The 15,736-nt window shown below is 45.7% G+C and carries 10 protein-coding genes; 7 read left to right on the forward strand and 3 right to left on the reverse strand.

All coding sequences use genetic code 11. From position 1 onward, the window contains the following. Positions 1 to 18: 18 nt before the first annotated feature. Together A4R26_RS27200 and A4R26_RS27205 are read left to right on the forward strand one after the other, a co-directional pair. Positions 19 to 1,275 carry an alkaline phosphatase family protein gene (locus A4R26_RS27200; RefSeq protein ID WP_081169693.1) on the forward strand — a complete coding sequence of 419 codons (1,257 nt, stop codon included), beginning with the start codon at positions 19 to 21 and terminating at the stop codon, positions 1,273 to 1,275. A 295-nt stretch (positions 1,276 to 1,570) separates the two neighbouring features. Further along, positions 1,571 to 2,842 (forward strand): flavin monoamine oxidase family protein, encoded by a 1,272-nt coding sequence (locus tag A4R26_RS27205; RefSeq protein ID WP_081169694.1) that lies wholly within the window; start codon positions 1,571 to 1,573, stop codon positions 2,840 to 2,842. Between the two features lie 1,530 nt (positions 2,843 to 4,372). Here A4R26_RS27205 and A4R26_RS27210 read toward each other — a convergent pair. After that, positions 4,373 to 4,642 carry a hypothetical protein gene (locus tag A4R26_RS27210; protein WP_081169695.1) on the reverse strand — a complete coding sequence of 90 codons (270 nt, stop codon included), beginning with the start codon at positions 4,640 to 4,642 and terminating at the stop codon, positions 4,373 to 4,375. Positions 4,643 to 5,172: 530 nt separating this feature from the next. Then, the gene (locus tag A4R26_RS27215) at positions 5,173 to 6,810 is read right to left on the reverse strand and encodes a L,D-transpeptidase family protein (protein ID WP_081169696.1); all 1,638 of its coding nucleotides are present in this window, start codon (positions 6,808 to 6,810) and stop codon (positions 5,173 to 5,175) included. Positions 6,811 to 7,621: 811 nt separating this feature from the next. On the opposite strand from A4R26_RS27215, the gene A4R26_RS27220 reads away from it, so the two are divergent. Beyond that, positions 7,622 to 9,463, forward strand: a complete 1,842-nt coding sequence (locus A4R26_RS27220) for a gamma-glutamyltransferase family protein (protein WP_081169697.1) — start codon at positions 7,622 to 7,624, stop codon at positions 9,461 to 9,463. A gap of 377 nt (positions 9,464 to 9,840) precedes the next feature. Here the strand turns inward: A4R26_RS27220 and A4R26_RS27225 are convergent, their stop codons facing one another. Beyond that, positions 9,841 to 10,266: a tellurite resistance TerB family protein gene (locus A4R26_RS27225; protein WP_081169698.1), complete on the reverse strand. Its 426-nt coding sequence runs from the start codon at positions 10,264 to 10,266 to the stop codon at positions 9,841 to 9,843. Positions 10,267 to 10,684: 418 nt separating this feature from the next. On the opposite strand from A4R26_RS27225, the gene A4R26_RS27230 reads away from it, so the two are divergent. From A4R26_RS27230 to A4R26_RS27245, 4 genes are all read left to right on the forward strand, one after another. Next, complete coding sequence (locus tag A4R26_RS27230) at positions 10,685 to 11,314, forward strand: RNA polymerase sigma factor (RefSeq protein ID WP_081169699.1); 630 nt, start codon at positions 10,685 to 10,687, stop codon at positions 11,312 to 11,314. A gap of 780 nt (positions 11,315 to 12,094) precedes the next feature. Beyond that, positions 12,095 to 12,676 carry an RNA polymerase sigma factor gene (locus A4R26_RS27235; RefSeq protein ID WP_081169700.1) on the forward strand — a complete coding sequence of 194 codons (582 nt, stop codon included), beginning with the start codon at positions 12,095 to 12,097 and terminating at the stop codon, positions 12,674 to 12,676. Positions 12,677 to 12,736: 60 nt separating this feature from the next. Next, positions 12,737 to 13,864 carry a FecR family protein gene (locus tag A4R26_RS27240; protein WP_165760427.1) on the forward strand — a complete coding sequence of 376 codons (1,128 nt, stop codon included), beginning with the start codon at positions 12,737 to 12,739 and terminating at the stop codon, positions 13,862 to 13,864. Positions 13,865 to 14,232: 368 nt separating this feature from the next. Next, positions 14,233 to 15,736: SusC/RagA family TonB-linked outer membrane protein (locus A4R26_RS27245; RefSeq protein ID WP_133054797.1), on the forward strand; the 1,504-nt coding region annotated here is incomplete at its 3' end.

A 15,736-nucleotide genomic window follows, 5' to 3' on the forward strand; every position in this document is an offset into this window, starting at 1 on the left:
CATTTACAACAAAAACACATGAGACCATACTTTGCGCTTTTGACCCTTATAATGCCCCTGTTGCTGACCGCCCAGGTAGATATTACCCAGCATATTGTGCCCGGCCGCAGCAACAGTTCGCAGCAACAGAAAAAGCCTTATGTGATCCTGATCTCGGCCGATGGTTTTCGGCACGATCTGGCCGATAAATACGACGCTAAAAATCTGCAGCAGCTGCGCAGTAACGGAGTAGCCGCAAAGTCAATGATCCCTTCTTATCCCTCGCTTACTTTTCCCAATCACTATACCCTGGTAACGGGGTTGTATCCTGCGCATCACGGGTTGGTCGACAATACCTTTTACGATAAAAAAAGAGATGAGATATACCGGCTCGGCAACCGCAAAGTAGTGGAGGACAGCAGTTGGTACGGCGGCACGCCATTGTGGGTACTGGCAGAACAACAGCAAATGGTGACCGCCAGTTTTTACTGGGTAGGGTCAGAAACGGCGGTAAAAGGCGTTCGCCCCACTTACTATTACCGGTATAATGATTCTATCGATATCGATACCCGTATTCAAACCGTGAAGAACTGGTTAACGCTGCCGGAAGACAAACGGCCCCATCTCATCACTTTTTATTTGCCCGAAGTAGATCATGAAGCGCATATGTATGGGGTCGATTCAAAACAAACCGAAGAAGCGGTACATTTTATTGATAATACCATTGGTAAAATGGTACGCATGACCGATTCACTGCAACTGCCGGTGAATTATATTTTTCTGTCAGACCATGGTATGACGGCGGTTGATACGGTAAACCTGATCGCTAAACCTTCGGCCATAGATACCACGAAATTCAAAGTGCCCGATGGCGATGTGCTGGTGCATATGTACGCGTATAATGCAGGTGATGTACAACCCGCATATGAAGCGCTTAAAAAAGTAGCGGTTGATTATGATGTGTACCTGGCAACCAATGTGCCTGCACGCTGGCATTATGGTGCTGCCGATGACCGTTATCAACGCATAGGCGATATCATTCTGGTGACGCGGGCGCCAAAATCTTTCCAGTTCCGGCGCCACAGAAACCAGCTGGCCGGTAAACATGGTTATGACAATGCCCTGCCCGATATGCATGCCACGTTTTATGCCTGGGGGCCTTCCTTTAAAAAACAACTGCAAATACCATCGTTCGAAAACGTGCACGTGTACCCGTTGATCGCGAAGATCCTCGGGCTGAAGATCAACGAGAAGATCGATGGCAGGTTGAAAGTGTTGAAGCCGGCTTTGAAATAGGGGAAGTGGACAGTTGATAACGTTGAAAAGTTGATAAAGTTGATAAAGGGGCAAACTTTTTGCACGCCGGGTTGAAAGTTGACAGGGTTGGTCTCCCGTTAGCTATCGGGTGGCTCACCCTTGTTGGGTTTTTAGTTAGTGGTGCAAGGTCTGATTTTTGATTTTAGGATTGAGGTTGAAGTATTTTGAGGTTCGACAATAAGCATGCTCCTGAAAATTTATAAGCCATCTTACTTCTTATTTCCTACCTCTTACTTCACATTCTTAATACCTTCAGTTACTCAATTAAACCACAATGCAACACTCCATAATGATCATCGGCGCCGGCGCAACCGGCCTTTTTGCTGCACGCAAACTGAGCGCCGCCGGGCATGCGGTTACCGTGCTGGAAGCGGGCAACCGGGTGGGGGGAAGAATTCATACCATTCAACCGGCTGGTTTTCTACAGCCCATTGAAGAAGGTGCAGAGTTTATACATGGTAAACTTTCCCTTACAATGCAGTTGTTGAAAGAGGTGGGGGTAGCATATCAGCCGGTAGCGGGAAAAATGATCCAGGTGAAGAACGGCCGCTGGTCGGAACAGGAAGAATTTGTAGAAGGATGGGATGAACTGATCCATCGCATGGCCGGCCTCAAAACCGATATGACGCTGAGCGATTTTCTGCAACAATATTTTGGCGACGAAAGATATACTGATCTGCGAAAGTCGGCCTGCCGTTTTGCCGAAGGGTTCGATGTGGCCGATCCCAAAGAAGCGAGCGTAATGGGACTGCATGAGGAATGGATGAAGGAGCAGGAAGAACAATACCGCATTCCCGGCGGCTACACACAGCTTATACAATACCTGCAACAGGCAGGTATTGCCCATGGTTGTATTATACATACAAGCTGCGTGGTAAAAACCGTGCGCTGGGAAACCGGTAAAGTGCAGGCGGTAACCGCAGACGGAAGAACATTCACCGCGCAAAAAGCGATCATTACGGTTCCCCTGGGGGTATTACAGGCGCCATCGCCACATGCAGCGGCGATTGCATTTGAACCGGCCATCGATGCAGTAAACAAGGCGGTGCGGCAGATAGGGTATGGGGCGGTGGTGAAAGTGTATTTGCAGTTTTCAGCGCCTTTCTGGTTCGAATACCGGAAGGATATTGGCTTTCTGTTGAGTGAAGAAACCATTCCCACCTGGTGGACCCAGTTGCCCGATTCCACGCCGGTGTTAACCGGATGGCTGGGCGGCCCCCAGGCGGCGAAGTTCAAAGACGTAGCCGGGGATGCAATTTTACAGCAGGCATTGCAGTCGCTGGCGAATATTTTTTCAATGCCGGTAGAAAAATTAAAAACATTGATTACCGCATCGCATGTGGTAAAGTGGGAGTTGAACCAATTCAGTATGGGGGCATATAGTTACAGTAAGTTGTTTACTGCAGCTGCACGTAAATTATTGAATGAACCGGTTCAGGAAACCTTGTATTTTGCGGGTGAAGCATATTATGATGGTGAAGCCGGCGGTACTGTTGAAGCTGCATTGCAGTCGGGCGATTCAGTTAGTAAGTTAGCCGGTTTATAAGTAATTCAGTTAATGAATTTGCAATTACGAATGTGAAAGTTTGAGTTACAGGTTTCAGGGTAATAACTGCTAACTCAAAAACAAAAAATAGCGATCCGGGAATCGGAAATCGATAGCGGGTACCCGTGCAACCTGCAACCTGTAACCTGAAACGGCTCCGGTATCGTAGATTTACTACTTCAAATAAATGATTGATCATTCCACATAGTAGACTGTATATTAATAAGCAAGCTGCTAAAAAAAATTGCGTAGCTTCTCTAACCTTAACATTACAAGTGGCACTATTTTGGATATATAGTGGTCGACTAATTGTTACCTATGAAGAAGATTGGTGAGGCAACCTTTCTGATAGTAGCGGATGTTTTGCATCTTGATTCACTTTCCATCCGTTCTTTATTGTTTTATTGTAGCAGATCTATCGTAAATGAAGAACAATCTTCTTTGAAGAAGAGCTATTGTATGAAAGAGTAGCGTCTTCTGTAGTCACGCCTTTTTTTATTCAATCCCCTTTAAATGTTCAGCCGGTAACGCTTGTATTGCTTTAACAATATTGGTGCTATTGCGCTTCAAGTCTTTTGTTTAATCCATACTCCTTACCTCGGGCGTAGCAGCCTGGAATAGTCGGCTTACTGGCTTGCTACGCCCATTATGTTAATTGTATTTACTACAATAACATATCGCTGTATTGGTACTACCCTTTAGCTATCAACATGCAAAACGTCCCGATGTTATGTCGGGACGCTTTCTGTTTGGCTGTGCGCTGCTTCTATTAGTGTAAAAATGAATTCATTTTTATTTGCTTAGGAATCCATCGATGCCTATATATATACATGAGGCTACGAAAGTAGTTATCAGAAAAACCACGAAGGTTATCAATGCTATATTTTCCGAATTCCTGTACAATTCCTTATTTCCGCTGTATCTGTTATTTGCCGGTTTCATAGCTTAATGTTTTGCTTATATAATTAAAAAGGAATGCCCCGGGTATGCTGTATTGAATTTCAGCGTATTACAAAAATGTAGTGTAGAAAATTATTGTTAAAAACGGGGAAAAAGGAGGGCAATTTGATAATGTGCTGATTTGCTGATGTGCTAATGTGAAGTGAACTTGGGGTAACGGGTGAAAGTGTATGGTTGAGGGGGAGCGGTGGAATGTTGGTTTGCCGGGGACGGGGAGAAGTTTAAAGTGGAAAGTTTACAGGGAAGTGTGTGCGGCGATTAAGACAGGGCGGGGAAGACCGCTGTATTTCGATTTCGGCTGTATTCGGCTTGCAGCCTGCAGCCTGAAGCTTAAAGTATGCCGCTGTATTTAGCTTTCAGCCTTTGGCTTTCGGCTTTTAGCTGTATTCGGCTTTCAGCTCCTGATAACACATTGAAAACAAGTACATTCGTCCTGTTTTAACCAAAACATGACTGGCAATATACAGCTTATGCCCCCGCACTTTGGCGGGACCAGGCTTTGAGAGGGGGAGACAGGAAAATCCCGGAGCTCCCGGCACTTACTTACCGGGACGGGAATTAGCGGTATTATTACATACTGCGCAGCTCTTCTTCAATAAGATCATGGAAAGTGTTCTCTTTTTCCATAACCCAGTTTGGCAGTTGCTGTGGCAGAATTTTCCAGATGTCTTGTTCTTTTTGCATGCGGAACAGGATCCTGTTGCCCCTGTCATCGCTAACATCTACTGTGAAAAGACCTTCATTAGGGCCGCCCAGTTTCCTGAAGTTAAACTCCTTCAACCTTCCATTCACTTTCACCAACTTGGTGAAGTGTATATTTTTCTTTACTTCAATTCGCATAGTCCAAAAAATGTAACAAGTGAAACACAAAGTTAAAAGCAATTCTCATGCTACGATTATAAAAAGATATGATTTAATAAAATTTTACACCCCGCATGCAGGGTGTAACATCGCTTCCCGTCTGCATTTTACGTGATACATACACTTTTTGATCTTCCTCAACTAATACATATGTTCCAAAATGCTGTAAATTTTTTCCATTTTACATATAATGGTTTAGGAAAACCTAAAGTGAAACTATCAACGCAAAACGATTAATGCCTCAACCAGAATAACTAATGCCCGTTCTTCTTCATTTAAGCTTATACTATGTAAATATTACTCATTCTTTGCAAAGAGCATGATAAATATAAAACAAACGAACAGTCGGTAAGTTCATTTGCTCATTGAGCATACGCTTACCGGTGTCGCCTGTAGCGTATATTGAACCCCTTGCAGATATATGCGCTATAAGCTACAAGCCGCTGCAAGCTTCACGCCGCAAGAACGGCAAAATACAGCTAATAAAGCGCTACAAACTAAAAACTGACCTAAAACAATTTTGTCATCATCTCTTTATCATGCCCGTACACATCATCCCTGAAGTTTAAACGCCCTTCTTCATCAACCCAGGCGGTATAATAGGTAATGAACACTTCCGCCTTATTTTTCAGCTTTACTACCTTTTGTTCTTTGCTCTCCATGGCCTCCTGTATTTTAGTGGCATCCCAATTGGGATCATTGCGTAACAGGTACTCTGCCATCTTTTGTGCATCGGCCAGCCGTATACAACCATGACTGAACGCCCGTTTGCTTCTGCTGAACAAACTCTTGGCGGGTGTATCGTGCAGATAAATATCAAAACTATTGGGAAACAGGAACTTTACTTTACCCAATGCATTTTTTTCACCAGGCAGTTGCCTTATGTCATGAATACCGTCGCCATCCTTATCGCCCTGGTCTTCCATATCATTTTTTACAAGATAGTGCTCGTCTTTTTGGATCTCGGGCATTATTTCTTTGGTCACGATGCTGGGTGGAATATTCCAGTATGGTGCAAATACGATCTGGTTCATGGTACCAGTGAACTGCGTAGTGCTGTGCCCTTCTTTTCCTACCACTACATTCATGTCGAACACTTTACTGCCATTTTCCAGTACATGTAAATTAAACTCGGGAATGTTTACGAGAATGAGCGTTCCATTGGGCTGCGTGGGCATCCAGCGCATGCGGCTGAGATTGATGAGCAGTTGCTTTATGCGGTCGCGTACAGGCACGTTCATGGCCGTGATCAGTTCTTTGGTCACTGTGCCGGTGGGTTTCATTCCAAATCGTTGTTGTATGCTTGTTATGCCCTGTGCCAGCGTGTCATTGAAAACAGCCGATGTGTCGTTCCCCGGCATATCGCCGGTTAAGGCGAGATACTTTTTTAGAAGGGTCACCTCGGGCGCTGAAGCGCCTTTTTTCAATGGTTTCTTTATGGCAGGGATCACCGGCCAGCCGCCTTTTTTATGAATGTCGTAATACTTTTGCAGCTGACCTTTCAACGCTTTGTAGGAGACGTTGATGTCTTCGAAATATTTATTGTCTTTATGCTTTTTTGTGAGCAGGGAATCAGCCAGTTGTATGGGGTCGGTTTTTTTGAACGGAACGAAGCGCTCCAGTTCCTTGCGCTTTACATACCCTTTTTCAAAGTTTTTCATCGCATAACCGATAAGGCTTTGCGTAAGCTGCCATTCGGTTTTAAGAAAACCTTTATCGTTGGCGCCTACCGAAAAACTATCGGTCAGCATGCGGTTCATATTTTTTTCGAGTGGCCTGTTTTTCAGTGTGGTGTCGCCCGAATAGGTGAGGTAGTGGTCGAACAGGTTCCAGAAGGCCTGCGCTTCTTCGGTAAATCCATCGCTGTTGAACCAGGCGTACTGGTAATTGCGGGCATTGTAAAAGCTGATCATGCGGTTGGCGATTGAATCAGGCACCTGGTTGGCGGCGATATATTCGGCCAGCGAGGCGCTGTCGAAGAACAGGTCTGAATACGAATTTTCCTTTGTTATGGTGATGTCGCGCGTTGAGATATTCTTTTTGGCGGAATTACCGCCGGCATCGCTCCCTTCATTTGTATGCTCGTTGTTATTCAGGCAACCTGCTAAAAGTACGGTCCCCATCAATAGATAGAAGATGTGTTTCATGATCAATTGGTAATATAATTTCGTACCACTACCCGGCGGCGGCTGCCAACACCGGTTGCGCAGGCAGTTGCAGTCGCCCGTTTGTTAGTTGAACTAAATCAGTTGATTACTTACAAAAGGAGAAATGTCGTTGGAAGCGTTGTGTAGAATTTGTTCTACACTGCTGCATGTTTGAACAGACCCAATTGCAATTCATCGTACATCAGTTTCTTTTTGTTCCGGTGCGTTTGGCTAAAACCGCTATTAATTTCCGTTTGCGCAGGTACGGTTTTATTTTTAACCGGGCTGTTTCTGTTCGAACCATTGCATTTTTCGTCAGCGCGAACACCGCGCTAACAGATTTCACCTGTTTTCTGTCAGCGCGAACACCGCGCTAACAGATTTCACCTGTTTTCTGTCAGCGCGAACACCGCGCTAACAGATTTCACCTGTTTTCTGTTAGCGCGAACACCGCGCTGACAGATTTTGCCTGTTTTCTGTTAGCGCGAACACCGCGCTGACAGATTTTGGTATTGCGCTAACAGATTTTCGACATTTTTTGTCAGCGCGAACCCTGCGCTAACAGATTTCGGCTGATTTCTGTTAGTGCGAAAACTGCGCCGACAGGTTCTTCCACAATTAGAATCAATACCGTTACTACACTAACAATTTTCATATGTTTTCTCCCAATACGGTGGTTGTTTTCCGCTGCTTTTCATGAAAACCGCAATGGTTTATATCACTAAGAACTGTGAACTAAGAACTGAGAACAATGACTGAGAACTAAGAACTAAGAACTCTGAATTATCTTTAGCAAACAAAACACATCATCATGAGAAGATTCTTCCTGCTGTTCTGCAGTGTCCTGTATTATTTCTTTCCCGCCCAGGCGCAGTTAACTCAAAAACCGCCGCTCCATGGTAAGAACTGGATGGCCATTACCGGCAAGCCGCTGGCTGCAACCGCCGGCGCCGCCATTTTTCAAAAAGGGGGAAATGCGGTCGACGCTGCCTGCGCCATGATCGCCGCCACCTGCACCATGTGGGATGTGCTTAGCTGGGGCGGCGAAACGCAGGCCCTTATTTATAACCCGCATACAAAAAAAGTAATTGGCATCAACGCCCTTGGCGTGGCTCCTACCGGCGCAACCGCCGCCTTTTTTAAAAATAAAGGCATGAACTATCCGCCTGAATATGGTCCGCTTGCCGCGGTAACTCCGGGCACACCCGGCGGTATTTGCACCATGCTGGCCGAATACGGTACCATGAGTTTGAAAGAAGTGCTGGCCCCGGCCATGCAAATGGCGGCCGGTTACCCTATAGAAGCCCAAACCGCCAATAGTATGGAACGCGGCAAGGACAAAATAAAACAATGGCCTTACTCAAAGGCCGTGTTCCTGCCGCATGCCGGCGAACAGCGCGAAGCGCCGGAGGCGGGGGAGATCTTCAAACAAAACGACCTGTTCGAGACCCTGCGTAAAATGGTGGAAGCCGAACAACAGGCGTTGAAAAAAGGCAGGAGCCGGAAGGAAGCCATTTATGCCGCCAACGCCCGTTTCTATACCGGCGATATTGCCAAAGAGTTTGTACGCGGTTGTAAGGAGCAGGGCGGACTGATCACTGAAGCCGACCTTGCAAAATGGAAAGTGCAGATCGAAGAACCGGTGAGCGTAAATTATAAAGGGATTGAAGTTTATAAATTGTCGCAATGGACGCAGGGGCCGGTCATGTTACAGGCGTTGAACATCCTTGAGCAGTTCGATCTGAAAAACATGGGCTTTAATTCATCGCGCTATATACATACCGTTACCCAGGCCATGCACCTTGCATTTGCCGACCGTGATTTTTATTATGGCGACCCGTATTATGCGCCCCACGAGCCGATGAAAGGTTTGTTGTCGAAAGAATATGCAAAGGAGCGGGCGAAGCTCATCGATCCTGCTAAAAATTTATCGCCGGCGGTTCCGGGCGATCCCTATCCGTTTGAAGGGAGATCGAATCCATATAATAATTACCTGCAAAAATGGAGTGGCGACAAACCCCTGGCTGTGGCACCCGTCGATGAAAAATACCTCGAGCAGTTATGGCGGGGAACTACATCGGTTGAGGCGGCCGACTCGGCCGGCTGGGTGGTAAGTGTTACGCCCAGCGGCGGCTGGCTGCCCGCCTGTATTGCCGGCAAAACCGGTATCGGCATGAGCCAGCGCATGCAGAGTTTTGTGCTGGATTCGGTTTTTAATCCATACAATGTGGTAGAACCGGGTAAACGCCCGCGGGTAACGCTGACACCTACACTGGCACTGAAAGATGGTAAACCGTTTTTATCGTTTGCGGTTCAGGGTGGCGATACACAGGACCAGAACCTGTTGCAGTTCTTTTTAAATATGACGGAGTTTGGGATGACGGTACAGGAAGCGGTTGAGGCGCCGAATGTAAATACGTATCAGCTGTACCTGTCATTGGGCGGGGAAGACCGCAAACCAAAACCCGGCTCGATACTGCTGAACAGCAACACACCGGAGTGGACGCGCCGCGAACTGATAAAAATGGGATATAAATTAACGTTTGACGATCGCACAAGCGGCCCGGTTAACGCTATCTATTTCGATCGCAAACACGGAACATTCTGGGGCGGCTCAAGCAACCATGGCGAAGATTATGGGGTGGGTTGGTGAGAAACGTGGAAAATAAACTACAGATCATATTGTTACATATGTAAATTGACCTTATAAACCAGTGGCACAGTTTTGTTAATGTTATTAACAAACAGCAGTTTTTGAGATGTTTGAATATGTGCAATTGACAAAATTATGGATGTTTGAAATGATGTCAATTCAAAAATAACGCATGGAAGAATAGAGATGTGGTAGCACGCCGGGTGCCTTGATGGGCATCCGGCTTTTTTTTGTAAAAGGGAGAACAAAGTTATTCAGTTATTCAGTTGATGAGTTATTGAGTTACATAATGTTTTATCCATGCTATTAATCGCGGGCGAACTGAACAACTGAACAACTGAATAACTGAATAACTGAACAACTGAATAGCTGAACACTTAAAACTTTTTCTCCATTCCAACCTGTCTCCGCTGAGTCATTAGTCTTTTTAACAACTCCTGCTCGGTATCGCCAATATCGAGTAAACGGGAAATGCGGGTGAGGAGGCGGTCTTCTTCGATACTTACATCGCCGTCGGCAGTACATAGTTCAACACACCAGGAGAACAGCGCCAGGGGGCGAAGCGGTTTAATGATACTGATGAGGTACTTCAGGTAAATGTCTTCATCGGTGATCCCATTCACATACGATTTGTATTTCTGCATCTCATCTTTGAAATTGAGTTTTTTGTGCAGATCGATCGATACCAGTTTGTCGGAAATAGTATCCAGTTCCGATTCCCTGAACGAGCCGTCTTTCATGCAGCAGTAATAAAACAAATGGCAAACACCCTCTTCCGGGGCTTTAAGCAAACCAGTATACATATGTTAGTTGTTTATTGTGACTAATGATTCAACAATGATGCCATGAGGGGAATCGGCAAACATGAAATGTGAAACGGCAAACTTCAGCGCGGCCTTCATCGGTAATGGGGAAACGGCTCGAAATCCGGGCGGCGCAAGGTCGTAAATAAATCCCGGGTTTCGCGAGCACTTTCACAGCCTGCCCCGATGGAGCCGGGGTTTCACGTTTGCCGTTTCGCGAGGCCATTCACGATTGACGATTGCCGATGTTAATAAAGAAATTTACGTTTTTTGGCGGGAATTCCTGCTGAGAAATACATCAAAGTCTTATATTTATATCCCATCCTCATCCTGCCTTATCCATTCTAACGGTAATCTGCGAGCTCATCTATCTGGCGAAAGCTTTATCCGGCTAATTTTTTCTTTTCAATCATTAACTATGCCCATGACCCTATCGCCCCGTAACCAACAGGTCGTTGATGAATTTCAACGCGGCCATTTCACTGCTGTAAAAGAAATGTACGATGAATATTATCCTGCACTGGTTGATTTTGGTACGCAACTGACCCTGAACAAAGCGGAAGCGCATCACATAGCGCAGGAAACGTTCATCAAATTATTCCAGATGCGCCACCGGTTCGACAAGCTGCCCGACATAAAGGCATTTTTGTACATAACGGTTCGGAACATTTGTTTTGCTTACCTCAGGTCGGAAAAAGAAACCGCGCCTGCACCCGGTGCCGGCAGCGAAGTTGACTGGGAAGAACAATCGCTTATTGCTACCGCCCGTTTTGAGGAAGGGGCCCAACGCGAAGAGGCGATTTGTAAGATCACCAAAACAGTTGACGAACTGCCCGAACCGGAGCAAACGGTTTTTAAAACCATCTTTTGCAACAGGCTTACAATTCCCGATACGGCAAAACAAATGAAACTTACCCCGGTAGCGGTTACCCAGCATCGTATCAACGCCATCAGATTGTTGCGTGAGCGGCTGATAAAAGCCGGTTTGTTCTCGGCGCCGCTCTTTATTTTTTACGTTGCGGTTTTTTGCGGCGGGCAAACTGAATAGAAAATGCAATTATTATAAAGGCGGGCTTCCTGTTGATGGGAAGCCCGCTTTTTTATTTCCAGGATGGTTAAAAACTTTGATATTCAGCAAGTATGAAATAAACACTAATGAGTGCGCGCGCTGAAATGCGCCCCGGTAGCAGGTTACAGCGGGGCTAAAAAAATGCTAACCTCACTTTTTAGCATAAACGTTTGTAAGTTTCAAAACTTTTTCAGTACATTAGGCATCCAATCCGCTGTTAAATAATCCAGTACAAGAAAGAAGACCAAAACAATCAATTCGATAATTCGATAATGTGATAATGTGATAATGCATCACTGTCATGCAGTCCTATGCGATTCGACGCTCACGCGAGTATTCGCAGCAGCTGTATTCCATTATCAATTTATCAGCAGACAATGTGATGATTCGATAATACATAAACTGGCATGTAGCTCCTGTAAGATCCGAAGCGCACGCGAATGCATTCACTCCAGCTGTATTCCATTATCAAATTATCACATTAGCTAATTATCACATTAACATTTGCTTGTCAGTTAGTATTACAAACGGAATGCACGAATCATAGCAACTCATTTCCGCGCCCGTCATAGTAACGTGTGTACGCTCCTGCGCGCCTTCGCCAAACATGCGAAGTGAACGCTTTCGCAAGCTTCGGCTGCGCGAATGCGCCTTCGCAAGGCCATGCGAAACGCAGTGAATGCCGTGCTGAACGTTTATGTACCTGGTTGAAAGACTGGTATGTAAAACTTAACTATTAATGGCAAAAATACAAAACGAATGGGTGCTGAAACTGACCATATCCTACTACAACTGCTCAAAACGGCTGACCCCTTAGGGTTTAAAGCGTTATTCCAGCGATACTACAAAACGCTGTGCATACAGGCATATCTGCTTTTGCAGGACGAAGGCGAAGCGGAAGACCTGGTGCAGGACGTATTTGTAAAATTCTGGCAGGAACGCAAGTATGAGATCGTACAGCAATCGCTGGGTTCTTACCTCACTACCATGGTAAAGCATGCTGCTTTGAATTTGCTTAAGCATAAAAGCAGGGTGAACCGAAAAGAAAAGACATACCAGGAGCGCATCGAAATTATCGAGAATACCCACGTAATGGAAATACAGGAAACAGCTCAAATGGTACAAAGCGTTATTGCCCAACTCCCGGAGCAATGTAAACGTATCTTTGAACTGGTTTGCGTGGAAGGCAAAAAGTACCAGGAGGCAGCTGTTATTGCCGGCGTAACCGTTAATACGGTGAAAACACAGCTGCGACGGGCATTTGCAAAACTCCGTGAAAGTCTGCGCGACTATTATTATTTTACCGGCTTGTCACCCGTTTTATATATTTTATTGTCTTAATATATTTGACACCCCCCCTGATGTTTGAATAGCATACTTGCCATGAACAATTATATTGATATGAATGATGTCGAGCAACTCATAATAGATAAACTGACGGGCCACATTGGTGAGGAAGATGATTTACGGCTATCAGATCTCATCGCCCGGCACCAGGAGGTTGAACAATTATGGCAGCAGATGCAACAGGTATATGCTATGCGAAAGGCAGTGAGCTTCGATCAGTCATTTAATGTTGATGAAGCATGGCTGGCTTTGCAACAAAAGGTAAACATTCCCGAGCGGGTAGCGGAACCCGTTACCGATACCGTGGCTATGCCTGTGCGCAAAACAAATCCTTCATGGGTTCGCTATGGTATTGCTGCAGCCGCAACAGGTATTATCATCTTGGCAGTATGGTTTTTGAAAAGTGAGTTCAATTCACAGGAAGGAACAGTCAAAAGCATTCAGATAAAACTGGCCAATGGCAGCATCGTACAAACCTCTGCACAGGATTCGCTTGCCGGCTGGATGCAGAACGCCCGCAGCGCCAATATAAACCCCGGCGAATGGAATACGTTGACGGTGCCCGCCGGTAAAAGTTATTCTTTTAAACTGGCCGATGGCAGCAGGGTGTGGATGAATGCGGTATCTGAATTACGTTTTCCTTTATTGTTCACGCGGCCGCAACGTATTGTTGAATTAAAAGGCGAAGCCTATTTTAAAGTGGCGCACCAGGCCAGCCAGCCGTTTTGGGTGCAGGTGAACGGATTAAAGGTAAAAGCCCTGGGAACCGAATTCAATATTAAGTCATATAATGGTGAATCAACTTATATTTCCCTGGTGAACGGCTCGGTGGAGGTAGAAAATGCAAAGGGGCAACAAATTGTTTTATCACCCGGCGAATCGGTGGTGGTGGCCGACCGCAACAGCGCATTGCAAAAGGAAACATTCGATAACACCGTAGTGCTTGGCTGGATGCAGGGCCTGTACTATTTCAGAAATGAAAAGCTGCAACAGATAGCCGTCGTTGCCGAACGATGGTTCGATATAAATGTACAATTAAAAGATCCTTCGCTGGCCGCGCTGCATTTCTCCGGCGCTATGGACCGCAATAAACCGATAAATACGTTCTTCAATATGCTCGCCTCCTCGGGTGACATAAGGTTTAGGAATGAGGAGGGGAAGGTGATCATTACGCGTAATTAGTGGCAGGCGTTATTCGTGAAACCCCAACTCCATCGGGGAAACGGCAAACGTGAAATAATACAGTTGCCAGTTACCTGTTTCCCGTTACCGGGCCCTTAATGCCAGCTTCATAACTATCATTTCTGCTTTTCGCTCTGCCATTTGCCCAAATAACAATCCCTGCAATCAACTACGCTTAACCTGTATTACCCGGTAACAGGTGCCTTGTAACAGGTAACAGTTTCCGTTACATCAGTAGTATACGATTATCTATAAGCGTAAATGTCTTTCATACCAATTAAAAAAATAAAAATTAATTAACTGCTGTCACCCGATTCAATAGTTTCCTTGTCTAAATAGTATAACCGATACAAAAAACTAATTGTATTATGAGATTTCCCTCCGGACGTTGTCCCCACAATATCCGGGTAATGACATTGTTTTGGATATCCATAAGCATCGTGGCTATTCTATCAACATTACCCCTTTCCGTACTGGCCGATCCATCGCAGGAGTTCAAGGTAACCATCCGTGCCAAGCGTGCAGCGTTTAGCGAAGTGTTCAATGAAATCCGCCGCCAGACCGGTTTTGTGGTCTTCTATAACAATGATATTTTCAATGATAAGGAAAAGATAAGTGTGAACTTTGTCGAAGCCGGTCTCGATGAAGTAATGAAGAATTTATTACGCGGCCGGTCACTGGGTTATAAAATAGCAGAGAACTTTATCATCATCATAAAGGCCCTTGAAAAAAAGAAAGACGGAAAGGCCGGCATCGTTAATCCAACACCGCGCGCCAGCTTAGATACATTACCCGCCTATAAATTAAAAGGAAAAGTTACCGGCAAAGAGGAGGATGCCCCGTTGGGACAGGTGTCGGTGGAGAACCTGGGTGATCACAAGGGCGTATTTACAAATGGCAAAGGCGAGTTTATGATCAATGCGCAACCGGGTGACAGCATCCGGTTTTCATACGTAGGAAAAGCAGCGAGAACGGTCATTTACAAAGGTCAGGCATTTTTGAGTGTTGAACTTATCAATGAAGAAGAACGTGCGCTTTCAGAAGTGATCGTTACCGGTTTTCAGAATATCGATAAGAATAAATTCGCCGGTGCGGCTGTTCATTTAAAGGCCGATGAAATAAAACTGCAGGGGGTAACCGACGTAAGCCGCATGCTGGAAGGCCGTGCCGCCGGTGTATCGGTACAGAATGTGTCGGGCACATTTGGCGCTGCACCTAAGATCAGGGTGCGTGGCGCTACTTCCATTAATGGTGATAACAAACCATTATGGGTTGTCGATGGCGTGGTACTGGAAGATATCGTGAACATTTCGAACGACCAGCTATCGAGCGGCGACCCTACCACGCTTTTAGGTTCTGCTGTGGCCGGTTTGAATGCCAATGACATTGAAAGCTTCAACATCCTGAAAGATGCAGCTGCAACCGCTTTATACGGCGCCCGCGCCATGAACGGGGTAGTGGTGATCACTACCAAAAAAGGACGCGCAGGCAGAACTTCGGTGAACTATACCGGCAACTACAGCACCCAGTTAAAACCAACATACAACGATTACAATATCATGAACTCAGCGCAGCAGATGTCGGTTTTGGCGGAACTGTGGCGCAAGGGCATCCTTAATTCCGACCTGCTCGACAGAAGCGATATTGGCGTTTATGGAAAAATGTATGAGCAACTGAGCACACTCGATGCAAACGGCAATTTCGTGCTGAAGAACAACAGCGCTGAACAACGGGCCTACCTCTTACGATATGCAAAAGCCAATACCGACTGGTTCGATCTCCTGTTCCGCAACAATTTCATGCAGGAACATTCCATATCCATATCATCGGGTACCGATAAGAGCCAGTCTTATTTTTCTACCAGTTATTATG

The organism is Niastella populi (genome assembly GCF_002078015.1).
In the GTDB taxonomy this organism is placed as follows: Bacteria; Bacteroidota; Bacteroidia; order Chitinophagales; family Chitinophagaceae; genus Niastella; species Niastella populi.